14 protein-coding genes are annotated in these 22,465 nt (G+C 72.3%); 1 reads left to right on the top strand and 13 read right to left on the bottom strand.

From position 1 onward, the window contains the following. A partial coding sequence (locus ABB33_RS03460) for an NCS2 family permease (RefSeq protein ID WP_161809399.1) occupies positions 1-584 on the top strand: 584 nt, incomplete at its 5' end. A gap of 39 nt (positions 585-623) precedes the next feature. Here the strand turns inward: ABB33_RS03460 and ABB33_RS03455 are convergent. The 13 genes from ABB33_RS03455 to bcsZ (ABB33_RS03400) all read right to left on the bottom strand — a co-directional run bounded on the left by ABB33_RS03455 (position 624) and on the right by bcsZ (ABB33_RS03400) (position 22,465). Next, positions 624-1,409, bottom strand: coding sequence for a DUF3667 domain-containing protein (locus ABB33_RS03455; protein WP_054667625.1), 786 nt, complete (start codon positions 1,407-1,409; stop codon positions 624-626). 70 nt (positions 1,410-1,479) lie between these two features. Further along, positions 1,480-2,613: a cellulose synthase complex periplasmic endoglucanase BcsZ gene (gene bcsZ / locus ABB33_RS03450; protein WP_056931153.1), complete on the bottom strand. Its 1,134-nt coding sequence runs from the start codon at positions 2,611-2,613 to the stop codon at positions 1,480-1,482. Continuing rightward, positions 2,597-6,166 carry a cellulose synthase complex outer membrane protein BcsC gene (gene bcsC, locus ABB33_RS03445; RefSeq protein ID WP_056931152.1) on the bottom strand — a complete coding sequence of 1,190 codons (3,570 nt, stop codon included), beginning with the start codon at positions 6,164-6,166 and terminating at the stop codon, positions 2,597-2,599. Before bcsC ends, bcsZ (ABB33_RS03450) begins: the two co-directional genes overlap by 17 nt. Further along, entirely contained in the window at positions 6,166-8,505 is a 2,340-nt protein-coding gene (bcsB, locus tag ABB33_RS03440; RefSeq protein WP_054667627.1) for a cellulose biosynthesis cyclic di-GMP-binding regulatory protein BcsB, read from the bottom strand. The genes bcsC and bcsB overlap by 1 nt, the downstream gene beginning before the upstream one ends. Beyond that, positions 8,502-11,135: a UDP-forming cellulose synthase catalytic subunit gene (gene bcsA, locus ABB33_RS03435; protein ID WP_056931163.1), complete on the bottom strand. Its 2,634-nt coding sequence runs from the start codon at positions 11,133-11,135 to the stop codon at positions 8,502-8,504. Before bcsA ends, bcsB begins: the two co-directional genes overlap by 4 nt. Continuing rightward, complete coding sequence (bcsQ, locus tag ABB33_RS03430; RefSeq protein WP_056931151.1) at positions 11,132-11,887, bottom strand: cellulose biosynthesis protein BcsQ; 756 nt, start codon at positions 11,885-11,887, stop codon at positions 11,132-11,134. Before bcsQ ends, bcsA begins: the two co-directional genes overlap by 4 nt. After that, complete coding sequence (gene bcsR, locus ABB33_RS18915) at positions 11,884-12,063, bottom strand: cellulose biosynthesis protein BcsR (RefSeq protein ID WP_152984947.1); 180 nt, start codon at positions 12,061-12,063, stop codon at positions 11,884-11,886. The genes bcsQ and bcsR overlap by 4 nt, the downstream gene beginning before the upstream one ends. After that, entirely contained in the window at positions 12,060-13,706 is a 1,647-nt protein-coding gene (gene bcsG / locus ABB33_RS03425) for a cellulose biosynthesis protein BcsG (RefSeq protein WP_056931150.1), read from the bottom strand. The genes bcsR and bcsG overlap by 4 nt, the downstream gene beginning before the upstream one ends. Then, entirely contained in the window at positions 13,703-13,885 is a 183-nt protein-coding gene (gene bcsF / locus ABB33_RS03420) for a cellulose biosynthesis protein BcsF (protein WP_054667632.1), read from the bottom strand. The genes bcsG and bcsF overlap by 4 nt, the downstream gene beginning before the upstream one ends. Further along, positions 13,882-15,408 (bottom strand): cellulose biosynthesis protein BcsE, encoded by a 1,527-nt coding sequence (gene bcsE / locus ABB33_RS03415; protein ID WP_152984946.1) that lies wholly within the window; start codon positions 15,406-15,408, stop codon positions 13,882-13,884. The genes bcsF and bcsE overlap by 4 nt, the downstream gene beginning before the upstream one ends. 208 nt (positions 15,409-15,616) lie before the next feature. Next, positions 15,617-16,795 carry a nicotinate phosphoribosyltransferase gene (gene pncB, locus ABB33_RS03410; RefSeq protein WP_054667635.1) on the bottom strand — a complete coding sequence of 393 codons (1,179 nt, stop codon included), beginning with the start codon at positions 16,793-16,795 and terminating at the stop codon, positions 15,617-15,619. 103 nt (positions 16,796-16,898) lie between these two features. After that, on the bottom strand, positions 16,899-21,317 hold the full coding sequence (locus tag ABB33_RS03405; RefSeq protein WP_056931162.1) for a cellulose biosynthesis protein BcsC: 4,419 nt from the start codon (positions 21,315-21,317) through the stop codon (positions 16,899-16,901). Further along, on the bottom strand, positions 21,299-22,465 hold the full coding sequence (gene bcsZ, locus ABB33_RS03400; RefSeq protein ID WP_056931148.1) for a cellulose synthase complex periplasmic endoglucanase BcsZ: 1,167 nt from the start codon (positions 22,463-22,465) through the stop codon (positions 21,299-21,301). The genes ABB33_RS03405 and bcsZ (ABB33_RS03400) overlap by 19 nt, the downstream gene beginning before the upstream one ends.

Raw genomic sequence — 22,465 nt, 5'->3', positions numbered from 1 at the left:
CGCTGGCGGTGCTGCTGCAGGTGGTGCTGGTGTTCGTGTTGGTGGAGGTGTTCGACGCCACCGGCACGCTGTACGGCGTGGTCGGCCGCGCCGGCCTGCTCGACCTGGCCGATGGCAGGAAGCGCTTCGGCCGCGCGCTGCTGGCCGACAGCAGCGCGATCGTCGCCGGTTCGCTGCTGGGCACCAGTTCCACCACCGCCTTCGCCGAGAGCGCCTCCGGCGTGCAGGCCGGTGGCCGCACCGGGCTGACCGCGCTGGTGGTGGCGGCCCTGTTCCTGGCCGCGCTGCTGTTCTCGCCCCTGGCGGGCATGGTGCCGGCCTATGCGACCGCGCCGGCGCTGCTGTTCGTGGCCGGGCTGATGCTGCGCGAGCTGGTCAACGTCGAATGGGGCGACCTCACCGAATCGGTGCCGGCGGCGCTGTGCGCGCTGGCCATGCCCTTTACCTACTCCATCGCCAACGGCCTGGCCTTCGGCTTCATCGCCTATGCCGTGCTCAAGGCCGGCACCGGCCGCTGGCGCGAGGCCAGGCCGGCGCTGTGGCTGGTGGCGGGGCTGTTCGTGCTGCGCTTCGCGCTGGAGTGAAGCCGGCGCCTGCCGGTTCGCGGCCAGCGCGCCGGCCGCTCACGACACCAGCATCAGCACGAAGATGGCCATGGCCACGGCCACGGAACTCAATACCGAGAACACGCCGTAGCCCAGCAGGGCGCGCCATATCGTCGACCAGGCCGGGCGCCCTTCGAAGAACTGCAGCAGCGAGTACACCGCATAGGCGACTCCGGCCAACCCCACCCACATCTGGGTATGCGGGACCCAGCGCTCGAACGGGATCAGCACGATCCAGACCACGAAGACCTGCACCGTCAGCAGGGCGGTGAGCACCAGCCACTCCGGATAGTTCAGGCGTCCATAGCGGCCGAACACCAGCCGCAGCACCCAGGCTTCGATCGGCAGCAGCGCCAGCGTGAAGGCGGCGAAATGCGCGTCGATCCAGCCGGCGACCGCCGTGCTCGCGGCCACGTACCGCGCCGCCAGGGCCGCGGCACCCGGCTCGAGCCCCTGCGCCATGCCCGCCGGCGCATCGGCATCCATCACCGTGCCGCCGGCGAACAGCCGGCTGAGCAGCACCACTGCCGCCGCGGTCACCATGATCAGCAGCAACGGCTTGACGTGGTTGCCGCGGCGCCCGTCGATGTAGTCGCGCATCAACCTGCCCGGACGCAGCATCAACTCCCTGATCGAATACAGGATGCCGCGGTCCATGTGCAGCACGCTGTGCTCCAGCTCATGGGCGAGGAAATGCCAGTCGATGCGATGCACCGGCGTGGGCTGGCCGCAGCGCGGGCAGAACTTCTGCTCCGGGCCGGCGACCGCGTGCGCGCAGTTGATGCAGTGGTCGTTGTCGTGCATCCCCATGCCGCCCCTGTCGAAAGGAACGCATTCTAGCCACAACCGGGCCAGCGACCGCAGTGCCGGGGGATCAGCGCCAGCGCGGCTGCAGCCGACCGTCGGCGGCGAAGCGGTAGCGCCCTTCGGCCCAGCCGTCGCCGAACAGGGTCAGCATCTGCGCGTAGTAGGCGGGGGCGTCGCCGCGCTGCTGGACGGGGCTGGGCAGACTGGCCTGCAGCCCCTGCACCAACCCGCGCTCGCCCTGCGCCAGCAGGTACGGCAGCAGCGCGGCGCGGAACCCGTAGCCGCCTTCGCCACTGCCCACCCCGCTGCGGGTATCGACCTTCTCCCACATCGGCGCCGCCGCGCGCAGCCGCCGCAACGGGCCCGACAGCGCCTGCAGCTGCGCGCCGGACAGCGGGTCGCGCGGCGACAGCAGGCCCGCCCACAGGTAGCAGCGGATCGCGTCGTAACTGCCGGTCGCGCCCTTGACCGGATCGGCGACGAAGGCGCCGTCGCGCCATGCCGCCCAGTCCGGGGCGAAGCCGTGCGGCGCGGTCTGGCGCAGCAGTTCAAGCGTGTTCACGGCCAGCGCGGACCACGGGCCGCCGCGGTCGACCGCGGCGAACCGGCGCAGCAGCGGCAGCGGCAGGTAGCTGGGATTGACCCGGGTCGCGCCGTCCTCGACGAAGCCCTGCGGGCCGGGCAGCAGCATCGGCCCCAGTCCGGGCAGATCGACGATCTCGGCAGCGCGCACCTGTTCCAGCATGTCCTCGCCGATGCGCTGCAGCGCCGGGCGATGCCACAGCCGGCCGGCTTCGTGCAGGGCGTAGGCCAGCCACAGGTCCGAATCGGCGGCGGGGTTGGCGTCGAGCACGCCCCAGCCGCCCTTGGCATCGCGCCCCCACAGCCAGGCCGGCAGGCGCTTGCCCATGTCGCCGGCGGCAAGGTTGTCCACCGTCCAGGCCAGGATCCGGTCGAACAGCGCCTGGTCGTTGTCCACCAGTGCGAAGAACAGCGCGTAGGACTGGCCTTCGGAGGTGCTGCGCAGGTCGTCCTGGCTGCGGTCGATCATGCGCCCGTCGGCGCTCAGGCTGCTGTCCACCAGGACCTGCCAGCGCGGCCAGCCCGGTGCGGCGGCAGCGGCCGGCAACAGCCCCAGCAGCGGAGCGGCGGCCAGCGCCTGCAACAGCACGCGACGCGCGGGGTCAGCGGAATTCGCCATAGGGCACCAGCGGTGTGACCGGCAGCGGCAGGTTGCCCTGCCAGGGCTTGAGGGTATAGCGCAGATACAGCTGGAACGTGTTCGGCGAGTAGTCCTGGCTGCGCTGCACGGTGCCGGCGGCGCCGAGCACCAGATGGTCGCCGAGCCGGCGTTCCAGCGCCAGGTACAGGCGGTGGCCGGTCCCGGTGCTGCTGGAGTCGGCGCTGTACAGCCCGGCCGGGTCCAGCGTGAGCGGGCCGTACAACGGCTGCAGCTGGGCGAGCACCCGATCGATCAGCGAGGCCTCCGGGAAGCGGCTGATCGAACGGCTGCGCGCACGCGAAACGCTCAGCGAGGCATCCATCCGCAGCGACCAGTCGTCGTTGCGCCAGGCCAGGCTCGCCGGCACGCTCAGCGAGGCGTACTGCTGCGGGCTGTAGTAGCCGCCCTGCCCCAGCGAATAGCCGCCCAGGTCGCGCGCATAGCGCCAGTACATGCCGGTCAGGCCGACATCCACCCGCAGGTCCGGGCGCTGCACCAGCTTGTGGTACCAGCCGGCCATCGCGCGCGCGCGGTCGTTGTCCATGACGTTGCGGCCGAGCAGGCGATGCCAGCTCCAGTTCGACCACATGCCATTGCGGCCACCCTGGTCGTAGCCGAGGCTGAAGGTGGCGCCGTTGGCGGTCACGCCGCCCCAGGCGATGCCGCTGCGCGGATCGATGGCCCCTGCCTGCGACAGCAGCGAGTTGGTCATCGGCCGCCGTGACAGCGTCGCGCCCCAGCCGAAACGGCCGATGTCGCCGTTGACGGTGGCGCCGCCGAGCCAGTTGCCGACCACGTAGCCGGAAGGCGTGTGGCCGATGTCGAAACTCCAGCGGTCGTCGCGCGTGCGCCAGCCCAGCGCCAGGCCCGCACCGGAGTTCATGCGCTGGTGCAGGCGGGTGTCGCAGCCCGGTGCCTGCAGGCGGCTGCCGTCCTCGCGCAGCAGGTACAGCTGGCAGCTGCCGAAGTCCTGGTCGTGGAAACCATTGGCATCGGTTTCGAAACCGCGCGCGTCCAGCCGCACCTGTTCCAGCCGCGCCCAGCCCAGACCGCCGGCGAACGGCGCGTCCAGGTGGACGATGCGGGTGTCACGCGAGAGCTTCGAGATGCCCGGCGTGCCGTCGCTGCGCCGTCCCGAATCCTGCATCACCGTCAGCGTCGGATTCTGCTCCAGGTACAGCGTTTCCACGTCGCTGCGCAGGCTGCGCCGGAGCCAGTCGTCGCCGGCGGTCTCGCGGCTGGCGCGGGTCAGCGCGCGGTCGTCGCGCGGCTGCGCCTGCTGCGGCGCGAGCAGGCCGTTGTCGGCCATCGCGCGGGCATACATGTCCAGCGCCTGCTGCGGGTCGTCGGCACGCAGCAGCCGCGCGGCATCGCGCCAGGACTGCGGATCGGGCCCGGTCAGCGCCGCCAGCACGCCACGCAGGACGTCCAGCGCGCGGGCGTCGTCGCCGAGGCCGGACCAGATCGTGGCGAGCTGCCGCTGCTGGCCGATGTTGCCGGGCTCCGGCACCGGCGGCGAGGCCATGCGCGTGCGCGCGGCCGCCAGGTCGCCGCCGTCGATCAGCGCCTGCACGCTGCCCAGCTGCGCATCGACGTTGCCGGGCTGCGCCTGCAGCACCTGCTGGTAGTGCTGCAGGGCCTGGGCGGTGTCGCCGCGCAGCCGCGCCCAGTCGGCCAGCATCAGCACCACGTCCACATCCTGCGGCAGCTGCCGCAGCAGGGCGATGGCCTCGTCCTCGCGGCCGGCCGCGCGCAGTTCCCAGGCGCGCGCGGTGGCCTGCTGGCGGCGCAGGCGCGTGGCCAGCGCACGCATGTCGTCGTCCCACTGCGGGTCCGGCAGTTCGTCCAGCGCGGCCAGCGCCGCGGCGATGCGGTCCGCACCCGACAGGTACAGCGCCTGCGCGTAGCGCGCCGCCGGCGTGTTGCCGGCCCTGCCGGCCATGTCGGCGATCACCGCGTCGGCCTCGTCGCTCGCGCCGCCGGCGCGCAGCGCGTTGGCCTGCGAGTAGGCCAGCCACGGGTCGTCGGGCTGTTCGCGGCGCAGTTCCCGGCCCAGCGCGATGGCCTCGGCCATGTCGCCAGCGGCCAGCGCGCGCTCGCGCCGCTCGCGCAGCCGCGCCAGCTGCAGCGCGCGCAGTTCGTCGGCATACAGCCCGCGCTGCGCGGCGGGCAGGCCGGCGATGTAGGCCTCCATCCGCTGCGGATCGGTGCGGCCGTAGAACTGCACCAGCTTGCGCACCACGTTGGCGTCGTTCGGCGCGATGCGCCGCGCGGCCTGCAGTTCGCGGCTGGCCGCGTCATCGTCGCCGCGCGCCACCGCCACGTCCACCAGCCCGAGCTGGGCGTTGATCTCGCGCGGCTGCTGGCGGCGCGCCTGCGCGTACAGCGACTGCGCGCGGTCGAGCTCACCGGCTTCCAGCGCGGCATCGGCCTGTTGGATCAGCAGCCAGTAGCGGGTGCTGGCGATCAGGTCGCGCCACTTGTCGCTGTTGCTGGTATCGGCCTGCAGCTGCTGCGCCTTCTGGAACTGCTCCAGCGCCTGTTCGCGACGGCTCTGGCGCATCAGCGCCAACCCCAGCCCGCCGTGGAAATCGGCCTCGCCGGGAAAGCCGGCAAGGGCCTGGCGGAACGCGGCCTCGGCCTCCGCGTTGCGTCCGGCATCGAGCAGCTGCGCGCCGCGCAGCCCGGCGACCCAGGCCGGGTTGCCCACGCGCCTGCGCTGCTCGTCGTAGAGCGTGCGCGCCTCGTCGATGTTCGCCCAGCCCGGATAGCGGGCGATGAAGGACTGCAGCCGGCGCACGTTGGTGGCATCGGCCTGGCGTGCGGACAGGTAGTTCCATTCCGTATCGGCCGCGTAGGTGAGCGCTTCGGGGTTGTTGCCCATGCGCTGCAGGGCGGCCAGCGCCTCGCTGTCGCGGCCGCTGGCGAACAGCAACTGGGCCAGCGCCTGCAGCAGCGCGGTGTTGCCGGGGTACGCCGCATCGAGCGCGCCCAGACGGCGGATCGCCAACGCCCGCCCGGACGGCTCGGCGCCACGCAGGCGCCAGTATTCCAGGCCCAGCTGCATGCCCGGCGGGTCGTCGTTGAACAGCCTGCGGTAGATCGCCAGCGCCTCGGCGTTGCGCCCACCGGTGGCCAGCATGCGCGCCTGCTGCAGCTGCGCCTGCATGTCGCCGCGATACGCCGACCACAGGCGTTCGCCGGCCACCAGCTCGCGGCTGCCCGCGCCCACCTGGCGCAGCCGCCCCAGGGTCGCGGTGGCATCGTCGATCTTCTGCTGCGACAGCTGCACTTCCAGGATCGCCAGCATCGTGGCGCGGTCGTCCGGGGCCAGCAGGCGCAGCCGCGCCAGCGCATCCTCGATCAGCCGCTGGCGGCCGGTGGCCTCGCCGATGCGCACCTGCTGCAGCAGCCACTGCCGCTGCGATGCCAGGCTGCCGCCAGGCGTGGGCGGCAGTTCCTGCGCGCCCGCCTGGCCGATCGCGGCCAGGCCGACCAGCAACGCTAGCGGCAGCGGAAGGCGACGGGGCATCAGTGCTCCGCCGTTTCCAGGCGCCGCCGCGATACCCAGCGCAGCGCGCGCCACAGCAGGAACGCGACCATCAGCACCACCACCGTGGCCAGCACCGCCAGCAGCACCGGGTGGTCGGCCAGGTGATACCAGAGCAGCAGCCACCAGGGCAGCGAGCCGACGTAGTAGTGCTCGCCGACGAACTGGCTGTGGATGCCGGAACTGCGCAGGATCGATACCGAGCCGGCGATGGCCTCGCGCTTGCCGATGTCGCTGAGCGCGTCGTCGAGCAGCGCGTAGTCCGCGTCCTTGCTGGCGGCCAGCGAGACGATGCTGCGCTGGGCGTGGTGCGGCGACTGCAGGCCGATGATGGCGGCGAACGGCGCATCGGCGGTGACGCCGACACGGTTGATCGCCGCATCGCTGCCGCTGCTGCCCAGGCGGGCCTCGATCACCGCTTCCTGCGGCGAGCCCACCCGGCCATTGCGCAGCGTGGTGCGCTGGTTGTCGATCATCAGCGACAGCTGGTCGCTGCCGCGCAGCTCCTGCGGCAGTTCGCCCAGCATCAGCACGTCGGCATCCAGCCGCGCGGCCTGCTTCCAGTCGTCGCTCACGCGCAGGCCGTAGGCCGGATAGCCGCTCTGCACGCCGAGGCCGCCGACCAGGTTCAGCAGCAGGCCGACCTGCGCCGGGTTGGCGCGCGGCGGCATCAGCACCACGGTCTCGGACAGGTCGGCCATGCGCGTGAACGGGAAGCCGCTGAGCGCGAACGCCGCCAGGTCCGGCAGGCCCATGTAGTGGTGGAAGCCGGAGAAATCGATCGTCGAGTCCTCCTCGATCGCCGCCTGCAGGTTGGGCGGCAGCACCGTCTGGCAATGGTCGCGCTGGGCACTGCCCATGACGCTGGCGAAGTTGAAGTCGAAGCGCAGCTGGTTGCGGTCGCCGATCTTCAGCGCCGGGATCAGCAGCTTGCCGTCGCCGGCGCCGGCATCGCCGCTGAGCACCGGCAGGCGGATTTCCTCCAGGCCCTGCTTGCCCGAGCGGTGGATCAGCGGGAAGCTGGAAATGAACTGGTCGTTGATGCCCACGCTCAAGCGCGACTCGTCGCTGCTGAACGGCGGCGTGTAGCGGTAGCGCAGGTTGAGCGGGATGCCCTGGTTGCGCCAGATGAACAGGTCCGGCGGCAGGTTCAGGTTGAGCACGATCGGCTGCGGCGCGATGCCGCTGGCGCGCAGCTGCTGCGGGTAGTCGAGCAGTTCGGCAAAGCGCACCGCGCGGTCGGTACGCACCCAGTTCGGCGCGTCGTACGGCTGGCGCGGAACCAGCGGCTTGACCTCGTCCACCTGCACCCGGGTACCGCGGAACAGCACGTTGCCGGCGGCGATGGCCGACACCGCGGTCTGCAGGTCGGCGTCGTTGCGGCCCAGCACCAGCAGCAGCTTGCGCTGCGGGTCGTCGGGCAGCGACAGCAGCTCGATCACCGGCCCCTTCACCGGCGCGTGGTCGGCGATCACCGACGGGAACCGGCCGTTCACCGCCATCACCACCGCGTGGCCCTGCGCCGGCAGCCGGTCGAAGCTGACCGGGAACCGCGCTTGGCGCCACCAGCCGGCCATGCTGCCGAAGTACGACGCCATCAGCGCGGCCGCGCGCTGCTGCGCCAGCGACGGCGAGCCGGCGAACACCACCGGCAGCTCCAGCCGCGCGCTGTCGCGCGGATCGAAGAACGGCAGCGGGAAATTGGCCAGGTCGTCCTGCATCGCCAGCGGCTGGCCGCCCAGGCGCAGGGTGGTGTTGCTGGACAGGTTGACCCACAGCGAGCTGTGCGTCGGCTCTTCGCAGACATCGGTGTAGTGGCCGACGAACTCCAGCCGGACCTGGTTGAAGTCGGCGATCAGGCGCGCGTCCAGCGGCACCTTGGCCTGCACCGGACGCCCGAGCTGGTCGTTGCCGATCGGCACCACGTCCATCAGCGCATCGTTGAGGTAGACGCGCAGGTGCGAAAGCGTCGGCAGCAGCGACGGCGACGGGGTGAAGCCCAGGTCGAGCTCGGCCGCGCGCACCAGGCGGTCGCGCCGGACCTGGAACTCGAAGGTGGTGGTGTTGCGGATGCCGGACAGCAGCGTGTCCTGGCGCCGGCCGAGCTGGGCCAGGGTGCTGGCGCGCTGCCAGGGCCAGCTGGCACCGGACCAGACCGGCGCCGCGGTCGCCGCTGCCGGCGACGGCGTGGTCGCGGCCGCAGCGGGGGCAGGCGTGGCATCGGCTACCGGGGCTGCCGCCTGTGGCGCGCTGGAACCATTGGCGACGGGCAGCGCCAACAGCGGCAGCAGCAACCAGCGCAGTGAAGTGGAAATGCTCATGGACGAAGCCCCGGGTCAGCGGCTGGGTCAGCCGGGTAGGAAGGAAGCGGACGTTGCGGCGCGAAACTGGCCACCCAGCGCAGGGCGCGGCGGCTCCAGTGCATCGGCCGGTCGAGATCGATGGGCGAGAAATCGCTGATCCGGCGGTAGCCCTGCCAGCCGAGCTTGACCACGCTCCACAGGCTGCGCGGCAGGCTCATCGGCTGGTAACCGGCGTGCCAGTCCAGCCAGGCATCGGCACGGGCGAAGGTGCACTGCACGAATTCCACCCGCTGCGATTCGTCCTCGAAGCGCAGCAGCAGGCCCAGGCGCGCGCCGACGCTGCGCTGGACCACCGCGGCGAACGCGAACTCGCGGCGGCCGCGGCCGAGCAGCAGGGTCACGCGGGTGCCGGTGGCAAGCTCCTGTTCGGGCACCTGCGCCAGTTCCAGGCCGACGCCGTCGTTGGAGTAGTCGTGCATGACCCCGCGCAGGGTGCGGCCGTCGGGCAGGCGCAGCGCCATCGGCAGGCGCTGGCTGACGCGATGGGTACGGCGCACCTGCTGGACCTCGGCGGCCACCGCCAGCGCACCGCCGACGATGAGCAGGTTGTACAGCACCCACAGCGAGCTGACGATCACCGTACCGCGTTCGTCGGCCGGGCCGTGCAGGAAGCGCCACACCGCGAACCCGAGCCCGGCGACGTTGAGCACCGCCAGGACCAGATAGGGCTGGGCGACCTTCCAGTCGAAGCGGTCGCCGGCCTGGGTGCCGCCCTTCTCGGTGACGTTGAACTTGCCCTTGCCCGGGCTGAACAGTGCCACCGTGGTCGGCCGCGCGATGTACCAGGCCAGCACGGTCTCGTAGACCTCGCCCCAGAACGGCCGGCGCCACTGCCCCTGGATCCGCGAGTTGGTCAGGTTGGCATGCGCCATGTGCGGCAGCACGAACAGCAGGATCGCCACCGCCGGCGCATAGATGATGTAGACGTGCAGCAGCAGGAACGCCAGCGGTGCGGTCAGGAACACCAGCCGCGGGATGCCGGCCAGGAAGTGCAGCATCGCGTTGGCGTAGCAGAAGCGCTGGAACAGGCTCAGGCCCTTGCCCAGCAGCGGGTTGTCGATGCGGAAGATCTGCACCATGCCGCGTGCCCAGCGGATGCGCTGGTTGACGTGGGCGCCGAGGCTGTCGGTGGCCAGGCCCGCGGCCTGCGGAATGCGCAGGTAGGCCGAGTTCCAGCCGTTGCGGTGCAGGCGCAGCGCGGTGTGCGCGTCCTCGGTGACGGTCTCGGTGGCGAAGCCGCTGATGTCGTCGATCGCCGCGCGCCGCAGTACCGCGCACGAGCCGCAGAAGAAGGCCGCGTTCCACAGGTCGTTGCCGTCCTGCACCAGGCCGTAGAACAGCTCGCCCTCGTTGGGATCGCGGCGGAACACGCGCAGGTTGCGCTCGAACGGGTCCGGCGAGAAGAAGTGGTGCGGGGTCTGCACCAGCGCCAGCTTCGCATCGCGCAGGAACCAGCCGGTGGTGATCTGCAGGAACGAGCGCACCGGCAGGTGGTCGCAGTCGAAGATCGCCACCAGTTCGCCGTCGAGCAGGGTCAAGGCGTGGTTGAGGTTGCCGGCCTTGGCGTGGCGGTTGTCGCTGCGGGTGATGTAGTTGACCCCGGCCTGCGCGGCGAACTCGCGGAACTCCGGGCGCCGGCCGTCATCGAGCAGGTGGATGCGCAGCTTGTCCGCCGGCCAGTCCAGGCCCAGTGCCGCATGCACCGTGTGCCGCACCAGCGACAGCTCCTCGTTGTAGGTCGGGATCAGCACGTCCACCGTCGGCCAGTCGCGCGGGTCGGCCGGCAGCGCCGACGGCCTGCGCTGCAGCGGCCAGGCCACCTGCACGTAGCCGAGCATCAGCACCAGCCACGAATAGGTTTCGGCCGCGAGCAGGACCAGGCCGCAGGCCAGGTCGAAATTGTTGTTCCAGTTGAGCGTGGCGGTGTAGCGCCACCACAGGTAGCGGCACGACACGGTGATCGACAGCACCACCAGGATCAGCGTGGCGTAGCGCCCGGGCATGCGCCGCACCAGCAGCGCGATGGCCCACAGCAGCAGCACGAACACGAACTGCGCGAAGTAGCTGAACGGCTGGGTGACGCACAGCAGCGCCAGGCCCAGCGTGGCCACGCCGACGCCGTACGTCAGCCACCGGCGCGTGCGCCTGGACAGCGACCCCAGGGTCGCGCGTGCGCGCTGCCACGCGGCGCTGTTCCAGACCCGTCGCGGCATCCCGCGCATCGTGTCCAGGTACCGCCGCCAGCCGCGGTCGGCGGCGCCGCGCAGGCCGGCGACATGGCGGCGCCGGGCCGCGGCCAGCCGGTGGCGGCGCTGGGACGTCTGCGGGGTGATGCGCACCAGCAGCAGCCAGCCGGCCTGGATCAGCATCCGCAGCGGGTCGCCGAAACGCCAGCGGCGGTAGACCCGCAGCTGCGGGAACGCATCGGGCAGGCGCGGCGCCAGTGACTGCCACGCCGGACCTTCCAGCCGCAGCAGCGCCCAGCCCATCGCCTGCAGCAGCCACAACAGCCACAGGGTCGGCAGCGACGCACGCACGGCCTCGCGCAGCTGCGGCCAGCGCAGGTAGCGCAGGCAGCGCGGCCTCATGGCGCCCGCCCCGCGCGGGCGCGCAGGCGCCCGCGTTCGGCCAGGCACCACACCGCCAGGCTGGCGACATCGGCCGCGGCCTGCGCGCCATCGGCATCGGCGCCCAACGGCCGCTTGCGCGCCAGCGCCGCGGCGACGTTGGCGTCCTCGTGCAGCGGCTGCGGCACCAGCGGCGGACCGCCGTCGATCCACAGCTGCATCAGGTCGCGCTGCACCGCCAGCGCCGGGTCGTAGCGGTTGCACAGCACCCGGCGCGCATCATGCGGGCGCCGTTGCAGCAGCACGTGGCAGCCCGGGTCCACCGTCGCCAGCCGCAGCGGCAGCGCGCAGGGGGCGTGCTGGTTGACCGCGTCCACGTGCGCGTCGAGCCGCTGCGGCAGGTCGAACAGGATCCAGTCGAACTGCGTGGCCAGCAGTGGCAGGCGTTCGGCCCAGAACCGCGGCGAGCGCCGCAGCCGCTCCTCGACCTCGGCCACCTCCGCGTCGCCGGCAAGTCCGTACGGCAGCAGTGCCAGCCCGGGCATCGCTTCGAACGCCGCCTCGCGCCAGTCGCCGCCGTCCAGCCATGCCCGTGCCCAGCCGCGCGCTTCGGCGGCGGGCAGGCCCAGGTGCAGGCCGAGCAGGTGGTCGGGGTTGCACTCGACCAGCAGCACGCGTTCGCCCTGCGCATGCAGCGCATGGCCCAGCGCGGCGCTCATCGTGGTCACCCCGACGCCGCCGCGCACGCCCTGCAGGGACAGCGTGGTGCTCATCGCCGCGGCTCCGACGCCAGTTCGGCGAACAGCGGCCAGCGTGCCAGCGCCTGCGCACGCGCACGCTGCGCCGAGAAGTCCAGGTACGGCAGTTCGGGCATGTGCAGGTGCGCGCGCAGCACGTCGATGTCGTCCTGTTCCGAGGTCAGGCCCGCGGGCAACCGGTCGCTCGTCACGGCTTGTCCTCCGGGTAGGGCGTCCAGGCCGGGCTGCCCTTGAGCTGCAGCCACGGCTTGCCGTCGTAATCCATCACCTTGGCGCCTTCGTTCTCCGACACCGACGGCGTGGTCGGCAGGCCCTGCAGCAGGCCGTCCCAGTTGCGGTCGCCGGCCGTCGCCTGGGCGTTGAGCGCGTAGATCCGCGCCACCAGCTCGGACAGCGCCAGGTAGCTGCTCGGCGCGGTCACGTGGCGCGGGCCGGCCGCGGCCGGGATACCCATGCCGACCAGCTTCACGCCCACCGGGACATGGGTGATGGACGGGCTGGGAATCTCGCGCATGCCCGGGATCTGCATGCGGTCGCCATGCAGCGCCGCGCCGTGCTCGGGCACCACCACCACGACCGCGCGGCGGCCGTTCTTCTCCAGGGCGTCGATGAAGCCCTGCAGGTCGCCCAGCACCATCTGCGCGCGCGCCTTGTAGTCGCTGGCCATCGCGCGCCCGTCGGCGCCGACGATGCGGTTGCCGTCGTGCAGCGAGATCGTGTTGTAGAACAGCGCCACCTGCGCGTTGGAGGCGGTCTGGCGCTGCTTCAGCCAGCCGGCCAGCACGTCGCTGTCGCGGCGCAGCGGCGATTTGTCGAAGGCGATCAGCGCGCGCGGATAGCCTTCGATCGGCAGCGGCTTGGCCGCCAGCCCGCCATAGCGGGTGAGGTCGCCGATGAAATCGTCGAAGTGGCCGTCGTGGTTCATCGCCAGTTCGTTCTGGAAGCCCAGCGCCTGCAGGTTGGCGAACAGCTGGCACTGCGCCGGCACCGGATCGAACAGCGCGGTGTGCGAGGTCTGCCCGCAACTGGCGCGCAGCAGGCGGATCGCCGCCGGTCCGCTGTAGGACGTGGCCGAATTGAACGCGTCGAAGACCACGTCCATCCCGTCGAACAACGGGTTCTGGCGCATGCCCACTTCATCAAGGTCGCTCCAGGCCAGCGAACAGATGTTGAGGACGATCACGTCGAAGGGAGTGCCCTCGTGGGCCGGCGGGAAGGTGGTCTTCAAGCCGGCCTGCTGCTGGTAGAAGCCGGCCAGGTAGGCATCGAGGGTTTCGTTGCTGGCAGGACCGCCGCGTGCCGCCGCACCGCTTGCGCCCGCCCCCTGCGCCGCCGTCGCATCGCCGCCGCCGGCGAACTGCAGGCCGGCCGGCAGCGGCAGCGCCATCGCCGCCATGCCCAGCATTCCCAGCACGCTGAGCGTGGTGACCCGCAGCCACGGCTTGAGCAGCAGGTAACCGCAGACCAGCAGGGCCAGCAGCGCGACCATCTGCCAGTTGATGAAGCGGCCGAGCAGCTCCAGCCAGTACGAGGCCGAGAAATCCAGCACCCCCGGCTGCGCCAGCAGGCGCTCGAACGGCGGCCACCAGGTGTCCTGGTAGTACAGCGCCACCGCCACCGGGATCGCGACCACGGTGCGCGCGATGCGGGCGCCGCGCCACGGCAGCGGCACCAGCAGCGCCGCCAGCAGCAGCAGGTTGGGCAGGATGTGCAGGTCGAGCGCGCCCATCCAGGCCAGGATCACCTTGGACAGGAAATACAGGTTCCAGCCACGCAGGTCGGGCCATGCCTGGGGCGCGGCGGGTACGGTCGCGGCGGCAGGGGCGTCGCTCATGTCTGGCTCCGTGGAGCGGGCTGGCGGCGGCGTTCGCCGACCCGCTTGAGGTAGCGCGGCGGCAGGCCACGACGCAGGCGCGCGCGCAGCGCGCGCACGATCGACCCCAGCATCACTCCCAGGGGAATCATCACCAACGCACATGCGGCCACCAGGCTCCATACCTGCTGGTCGTTCATCCTTCCCCTCCCAGGCGGATCGGGCGCGGCGCCGTCCATGACGGCGCGGGTGCCGCGGGCTCGGGCGGCGGCATCTGCTGCATTGGCGCGGCGGCAAAGCCGCCAGCGGCCGCGCTCATCGCGGCCACGTCGTGCCCGGCCTGGCGCTCGTAGCCATCGAACAGCTCCCGCCACGGCAACCGGAACAGGTTGCCCAGCGCGCGCTCGACGCCGTCGCTGCGGCAGGCGAACAGGAACAGCCACACCTGGCCGGCATACATGCAGGCGAAATCGCCGCGGCGGCGCATCTGCAGCTGCTGCAGCGCCTGCACCGGGCTCACCCCGGCCACCGGCTGCAGCACCAGCACCGCGCTTTCCACCACCCCGCCGCGCTGGTCGAGCAGTTCAACGGCCAGCTGCCTGAACTGCGCCGGGGTGACGATGCCGCCGACATCCGGCGGCCGGTGCAGGCGGATCAGCCGCTCCGGGTCGTCCGGCAGGCGCCCCTGCCAGGTCTGGCCCTGGATCGTTTCCAGCAGGGTCAGGAAGCGCGCCAGCGGCAGGTTGGCCGGGGCCACCAGGCTGGCCCCGGATTCCAGCAGCAGCCGCTCGTCGGCATAGCGCAGGCAGGGCTGCATCTCGCGCACCACCAGCTTCAGCCCGTTGCCGCGCTCGCTGCGCAGCTCGAACACGATCCGCGCCAGCGCATCGACATCGGCGTTCTCGCCGATCGACAGCACCACCGTGGCCGCCTGCGCCTGCAGCGCGGCGGCCACCAGCGCCGACCAGTTCTCGAACAGGCGCCAGGCGGGCGAGAACGGCGGTGCGCCTTCCAGCGCGTCGGCCTGGGCCAGGTACAGGAAACGGTCGCCGCCCTCCTGCGCCAGCGCCGCGGCCACCGCGCCATCGCCGTCGGCGACCACGCCGAGGCGGAAGCCACTCCACCGGGCCTCGAAATCACGATGCGCGAACACGCCTTCGGCGTTGCTCCAGTAGTGCACCAGGTACTGCAGCGCACCGCGGTGCGGGTACAGCTGGGCCACCCCGCTGCACAGCGGGTTGAGCGGCAGCAGCCGCGGCGCCAGCGTCGCCGCCTCGCCGTGGCACAGCAGCAGCACGCAGTGGCCACCGGCGCTGGCCCAGTCGTGCAGTTGCCGGCACCAGCGGGCGAGGTGGGCGCCCTCGAGGCTCTCCAGCGCGGTCGCCGGCACCTGCACCACGCACAGGGTGCCGTGCGCGCCCGCGCAGCGCGCCAGGTCGGCGGGCAGCGCGCGCACCGCGGGCGCCAGGTCGGCGACGGCCGCTTCGTGCAGGCGGATGCGCGCGGGCCCCTGCTCGGCCGTCAGCGGCGCGACCATCGACGCCGGCGGGCGCCCGAGCGCGGCCACCACCGCCAGCGGCAGGGTATCGGATCCGGCAAGCACGCCGGCAGCGAACAGGTCGGCGTGGCCGGCATCGGCACAGGCGACCCAGTACACCCCGCCCACGCGCAGACGGGTGAGCTCGAACGGCAGGCCATCGATGGCGAGTGAAATGGTCTTCAAATTCGTTTTCCCGTCGGCAGGCGCACCCTGCGCACCACCGTTTTCCATCCTTCGGCCCCTCACCACAATCCATGACGGACGTCACAGTAAAACCCGATCCGCCCTTCATCTCAATGTCACTTGCTCACCACAAGCCTGCCATGAACGGACGCCACGACGCATGCACAGGTCCGCCGGCCGGGGCCACGCCCCCGCCGCGCAGCGTGGCTCAGGGCACTGCGGGCAGGCCGAACACCTGCCGCAGATAGGCCAGGTACCCCGGGTCGTCGCACATGCTCTTGCCCGGCGAGTCGCTGAGCTTGGCCACCGGCTGGCCATTGCAGCGGACCATCTTGATCACGATGTTCAGCGGCGTCGGCCCCAGGTCGTTGGTCAGGTGGGTGCCTACGCCGAAGGCGACCTGGCAGCGGTCGCGGAAGTAATCGTACAGGCGCATCACCTTCTCGATGTTCAGGCCGTCGCTGAACACCAGTATCTTGCTGGAAGGATCGGCGCGGTTGGCCTTGAAGTGCGCCAGCATGCGGTCGCCCCACGCGAACGGGTCGCCGGAGTCGTGGCGCACCCCGTCGAACAGCTTGCAGAAATACATGTCGAAGTCGCGCAGGAAGGCCTCCAGCCCGACCACGTCGGACAGCGCGATGCCGAGGTCGCCGCGGTACTCGCGGGCCCACGACTCCAGCGCGGCGACCTGCGAGTCGCGCAGGCGCGGGCCCAGCGCCTGGAACGCCTGCAGGTACTCGTGCGCCATCGTGCCGTGCGGGGTCATGCCATAGCGGCGGGCGAAATACACGTTGCTGGTGCCCACGTACTGGGTGCCCAGCGCATCGCGCAGCAGCGGCAGCATGTGCGCGTGCCAGTCGCGCGAATAGCGGCGCCGGGTGCCGTAATCGGCGATGCGGCAGTTGCCGAAGCCCGGGGTATCGCGCAGCAGCGCGGTCTTGGCGCGCAGCCGGCGCTCGCCCTCGGCGAAATCCGGCGTGCTGGTGGTGCGGAACCAGACCTCGTTGATGATCGCCAGCAGCGGCACCTCGAACAGGATGGTGTGCAGCCACGGGCCGGTGATGTCCAGCTCGATCTCGCCGGGCACGGTGGCCGAGGCGCGCAGGTCGATGTACTTGCGGTCCAGGTGGAACAGGCCGAGGAAATCGGCGAAATCCGGCTTCACGAAGCGCAGCTGGCGCATGTAGTCCACCTCGTCGGCGGCGAAGCGCAGGCTGCACAGGTGGTCGATCTCGGCGTTGATCTGGTCCAGGCAGCGGGCCAGGTCGATGCCCGGCGTGCGGCACTTGAAGCGGTACTGGACGATGGCCCCGGGGTGCTGGTGCAGCACCGCCTGCATCATCGTGAACTTGTAGAGGTCGGTATCGAGCAGGGACTGGATGATCATGGGCGCATTATGCGCCGCCCTCCCCGCCCGGCCACGGGCCCGCCGCCGTGGCGCCCGCAGGCGACCGGCGCACCCGGCCGCGGCCGGGCGCGCCGTGCTGCGGTCATTCGTCGCCGGCGTAGGGCGAGCGCAGCGGCTGCGGCTGCCGGCCCAGGCCCGCGCCCAGGCGGTCGAGCAGGAAGCGCAGGTACAGGTTGGTGCCGAACTGGCGGTAGTCGCGGGCGTTGTTGAACTCCATGCGCCCGCCCAGGAACAGCTGGTTGGACAACTGCCACTCCGCCGCCGCGCTCAGGTTGTAGGACACCCCGGTCTTGGTCTGCCCGGCGTAGACCGGTTCGATGTAGCGCGGGGTCAGGCCCAGCAGCGCGGCCAGCGATGCCGCATCGTAGGCCTCCTGCTGCATCGCCGGGTCCAGCGGGAAGTAATCCGCCGGATCTTCCTTGAAGCTCTGCACGCCGACGCTGGCATCGACCTGCCAGGCCAGCCGCTGCGCGGCGCTGCGCCCGTTCCAGTGCAGCGGCACGCTCACGTCCACGTAGCGCTGCGGACTGAAGTAGCCGCCATGGCCGTAGGTGAAGCCGCTGAGGTTGCGGTCGTACTGCATCGCGGTCAGGTTCAGGCCCGCGGTCAGCGACTGGTTGGCCGTTTCCAGGGCGTGCACATAGACGCCCGCGCCCAGCTCCTGGCGGTCGTTGCCGGCCACGTGGGTACCCTGCAGGCGGTGCCACGCCAGGTTGGCGTAGCCGCCGAGCAGGCCGTTGTCGACGGTCGCGGCCATGCGCGCGCCGGTGGCGGTCACCCCGCCCCATTGCAGGCCGTTGCGCGCGTCGCTGACGCCGGCGAAGGACAGCAGGCTGTCGGTCACCGCGCGCCGCGAGGCTTCGCCGGACCAGGTCAGCGCATCGCCGATGCGGCCGCGATAGCCGACCCCGCCGACGATGCCGGTCTCGCCGAAGCCCAGCGGGGTGGTGCCGACGTCGGCGCGGAAACCACCCTGCTCGAAGCCCACCGACACGCCGGCGCCACTGGCGTCCTGCGATCCCAGCCGGCGTGCGCCTGCGGCGTTGGCCACCATCGCGTACAGCGTGTCCTGGAACGCCAGCGGCGTCTGCGAGGCGCTGCTGCCGCCGGCAAGCGCCTTCAACTGCGCCTGCTCGCCGGCGCTGAGCCCGCGCAGCAGCGCGGTGCTTCCCAGCACCTGCCGGGCGATCTCGGCGATCGGGGTGTTGCCGAGGTCGCGGCCCAGCATGTAGTCGGGCAGCGGATCGGCGTACAGCAGTTCCAGCGTGGCCTTGCGGCGCTCGGCCGCGGTGAGCGTGGCGTCGGTCTGGTTGAACAGTTCCTGGTAACGGCCGCTGTCCAGCGCGCGTTCGTAGATCAGGTTGCGGGTCGCGGTGGTGGCGCCATTGGTCAGCAGCGCCTGGTACAGCGACGAGCCGACCAGGTCGTCGACCGGGGCGCGATCGGCGGCCAGTGCCCCGGACAGCGCCAGCTGCGGGCCGGCGCCGAAGCGGCTGGCCGAGGCATAGCCGTCGTCGGCACGCCCGGCATCCAGCACCGTCGGTGTCACCGCGACCTGCAGCTTGCCGTCGCCAATGCCGAAACGGGCCTGCAGCGGCACCTGCAGGTCGGCCAGCTGGCCCAGCCCGGCCTCGCCGTCGCGGCTGCGGTAGGCGGCACCGGCCGCCAGCGCGCTGCTGCTGTCGGCGCGCAGTTCGCGCAGTTCGTCGATCACGCCGCGTGCCGGGGCCGGGGTCGGGGCCGGCAACACCGCGGCCGGCGCTGTCGAAGCGGCGACACGACGCGGCGCCGGGATGGCCGCGGCCGGCGCGGCGGACAGCGCCAGCACCGGGGCCGGCAGGCCATCGGCGTCGATCTGCGGCGACGGCAGCGCGGCGGTGGCCAGCGGCGTGGCGGCGAGCGCGGCGACACTGGCCGGCAGCGGCGCCGGATCGGCGCGCAGCGCGACCGGCCGGGTGTTGCCGCGGGTGATCCCGGCGAAGGGATTGAAGGCGCGGCCGGCGCCGGCCAGCGCGGTGCTGGCGTGCGGATAACCATTGTCAGGCTGCCCTGCGCCGCGCGCGGCGGCGGCGATGGCGGCCTTGAAGTAGCTCTCGGCGCGGCGGTTCTTGCCGGCCGCACGGTAGACCCGCCCGGCCGCGGCCAGCACCTCCGGCGATTGTGGCGCGCGTGCCAGCGCCTGCTCCAGGTAGTGCTCGGCGGTGTCGAGATCGCGCATCGCCGCGGCGCTGCCGGCGGCGGCCAGCATCGCATCGACGTCGCCCGGCGCCAGCTGCAGCAACTGCTGGTACAGCGCCAGCGCCTGGCCCGGGTCGTCGGCGGCGGCGTACAGGCGCGCCAGCGCGGCAATGGTCTGCGGATCCTGCGGCTGCTGCGCCAGCACCGGCGCCAACACGTCGTAGGCCCCCTCCAGGTTGCCGAGTTCACGCAGCGCATCGACCTGGCGCAGCACGTAGCCGCTGCGCAGTTCCTGCAGGCGCCTGCGTTGCGCCGGGTCCAGGCTGGCATCGCCCAGCTGCCGCAGCAGGGCCGCCAGCTCGGCGTCCTGGCGCGCGCGCAACAGCACTTCGCCGTACTGCAGGCGGTTGTCCACGTCCGGGTTGCCCTGCATCAGCCGCTGCGCCAGCGCCAGCGCGCGCTGCTGGCTGCCGATGTCGGCGTAGGCCCCGGCCAGGGCGGCGGCGATGCCGGGCCGGGCAATGCGCTCGCCCAGCGTCGACTCGGTGCGGGCAAGCAGCAGCTGCGCCTCGCCGACGCGGTTGCCCTGCACCAGGGTGCGCGCCTGCGCGGCCTGCAGCTGCACCCAGGCGGTGTCGTGCAACGCGCTCATCTCCGCATCGCGCGATGCCGCGGGGATGCGCTCCAGCAGGGCCCAGGCGCCATTCCAGTCATTGCGTTCGCGGGCGAACAACGCCTGCGCGAACAGCGACTGCGGCGCGTCGACGTCCTGCGCGCGCAGGCCGGCCATGATGCCGTCGGCCTGGTCCGGGCGCCCCTGGCGCTGGTAGAGGCGCGCCAGTTCCAGCCGCAGCCAGGGATCGCGCGGCTGCTGCAGCACCGCGTCCTCCAGTTCGATCTGCGCCATCTCCAGGCTGCCCGAAGCGATCGCCTGCTGCGCGCGTGCGCGCGCCAGGTTGGCACGCAGCACCGCGGCACCGCCTGCACGTTCCTGCTGCTCGGGGGTGAGCCGCTCGAACAACGCGGCGGCCTCGTCGGCGCGCCCCAGCCGGCCGAGCAGCGTACCCAGGCCCTGCAGGGCACCGGCGTTGCCGGCATCCAGTTCCAGCGCCCTGCGGTAGCTCGTCTCGGCCGCGGCGGCGTCACCGGCACCCAGCAGGTCGCCCAGCAGCACGTGGCCGGTGGGTTCGGAGGGCTGCAGCGCGATGGCCTCGCGGACCTTCGCCACCGCCTCCGTCCCCGGCTGCCGCCGCGCTTCCTGCAGGACCTGCCAGTAGCGGGCGGCATTGGCCGCGCCGCGCCATTTGCCATTGGCCGCGGCTGCCGGGCGCAGCAGCTCGGCGGCTTCGCCGAACCGTTCCTGGCGCAGCCGCACCGAGCCCAGCCCGCCCATCGCCTCGGTGTTCTTCGGCTGCGCACGCAGCACCTGCGCGAAGCGCGCCTCGGCAACCTCCAGGGTGCCGCCCTGCAAGGCGCGGAAACCCTCGCCGAGCAGGCGCTGGTTCGGGTCCGGCGCGGGGTCGGCGCGCACCGCCTGGTCGCGCAGCTGCGCCTGCCGCGCGGCGATTTCGCGGTCGTCCGGCTGCAGCTCCAGGAACGCCTGGAACAGCGGCGCGTCGGCACGGGTGGCGTTGAGCCACAGCAACGCCTGGCGCCAGGCCACGCGCGCCGCTGCGGCGGTGTCCTGGCGCTGGCTGAGCGTCCTGAGCTGGGCGATGCCCTCGCGCCGGCTCGGCTCGCGGTAGGTCAGCACCTGCGCCAGGGCCAGTGCGGCGGCACCGTTGTCGCGTTCGGCGGCCACCCGCCGGCGCAGGCCGTCGCGCGCCCGGGTCCAGCCGTCCTGGGTACCGGCCAGCACCTGGTAGTACTCCAGCGCGAGATTGTCCGGTGGGCCGCCGGCGCCGAACGCCTCGTCGTAGGCCTTGACCGCCTCGGCATAGCGGCCGCCAGCGGCCGCGCTGCGCGCCGCCTGCAGCGGACCGCCGGCAGCGCTGCCGCCGCCCGCCAGTGCCGCACGCAACCGCGCGGTCTGCGCCGCCGATGGATGCCGGGCCTGCAGCTGCTGCAGGCGCCGCTGCGCCTCCGCGCGACGCCCCTGGTTGAGGTCGATCAGGCCCAGCCCGAGCAGCGCGTCGGGCTGCGCCGGGTCGGCAGCCAGCAGCTTGCGCCAGGTATCGGCGGCGAGGTCCTCGCGCCCCTGGTCGAGCCAGTAGTTGCCCTGGTTGACCAGTTGCCGGGTGGATGCGGCGTTCTGGCTCCATGCCGGCGCGGTCAGTACGCACAGGCCGAGCAGGCACAGGGGTTTCAGGTTTTTGCGGAACATGTCGTACTCCACGCGGGCAGCAGGCGCCCGTCGGCAGCGAAACGGAAACGGCGGTCCATCCAGCCACGCCCGAACAACACCAGGACGCGGTCGTAGTAGCCAAGGGCATCGGCGGCCGCGCCGGCCGCCGGAATGCGGCCGGCCTGCGCGCTCGCCATGGCCGTCTGCCCCAGCGCCGACAGGTACGGCAGCAGCGCGGCGGAAAAGCCCACCGGCGCGGTGCCGTCGGCGGAACCGCTGCGGGTCTGGATCTTCTCGGCGAAGCCGCCGCGTGCGCGCAGCAGCCGCGCCGGACCCGGCAGGGCGTCGAGCAGGCGCCGCCGCAGCGGTTCGCCGGGGTCGGTCATGCCGGCCCACAGGTAACAGCGGATGGCGTCGTAGCTGCCGACCGCGCCCTTGCCGGGATCGGTCACGAAGGCCTCGCCGTTCCAGGCGATCCAGTCCGGCGCGAAGCCGCCCGGCGCCGCGGCGCGCAGCATCGCCACGCTGCGTTCGGCCAGCCGCGCCCATGGCCCGCGCGGATCGACCATGGCGAACCGGCGCAGCACGAACAGCGGCAGGTAGCTGGGATTGAGCAGCCAGCGGTCGCGCTGCACGAAGCCGCGGTTGCCGGGCAGCAGCATCGGCCCGAAGCCCGGCAGCTCGACCACTTCGGCGGCGCGCATCAGCCCCAGCACCTGGCGGCCGGCCTGGACCAGCCCGGGCCGGTTCCACAGGCGCCCGGCCTCGAGCAGCGCGTAGGCGATCCACAGCTCGCCGTCGGACGCGGTATTGCCATCGAGCACGCGCCACTGCCCGTCGCCGGCGCGTCCCCACAGCCAGGCCGGCAGGTTCAGGTCCGGGCGTCCGCCGCACAGGTGGCGGCGGGTCCACGCCAGGATGCGGTCGAACAGCACCGGGTTGTTGTCCACCAGCGCGAAGAACAGCGCATAGGACTGCGACTCGGAGGTGCTGCGCTGGTCCGGATGGGAGAAATCGATGACCCGCCCGTCGTCCTGCAGGTGCCGCTGCACGAAGCCATGCCAGTCGCGCCACGGCATGCCGCAGGCGGTTGCCGCCCGCACCGGGCAGGCGGCGACCGCCGCGGCCGCGGCGATCAGCCCCAGCGCCTCGCGCCGCGACAGCATGCGCGCAACCTCCGGCGCCAT

Origin of the sequence: Stenotrophomonas acidaminiphila, from assembly GCF_001431595.1 — a bacterium.
Lineage (GTDB): Bacteria > Pseudomonadota > Gammaproteobacteria > Xanthomonadales > Xanthomonadaceae > Stenotrophomonas > Stenotrophomonas acidaminiphila.
Note: the sequence above shows the minus strand (reverse complement) of the source record. Positions and strands in the feature narration are given on the sequence as shown.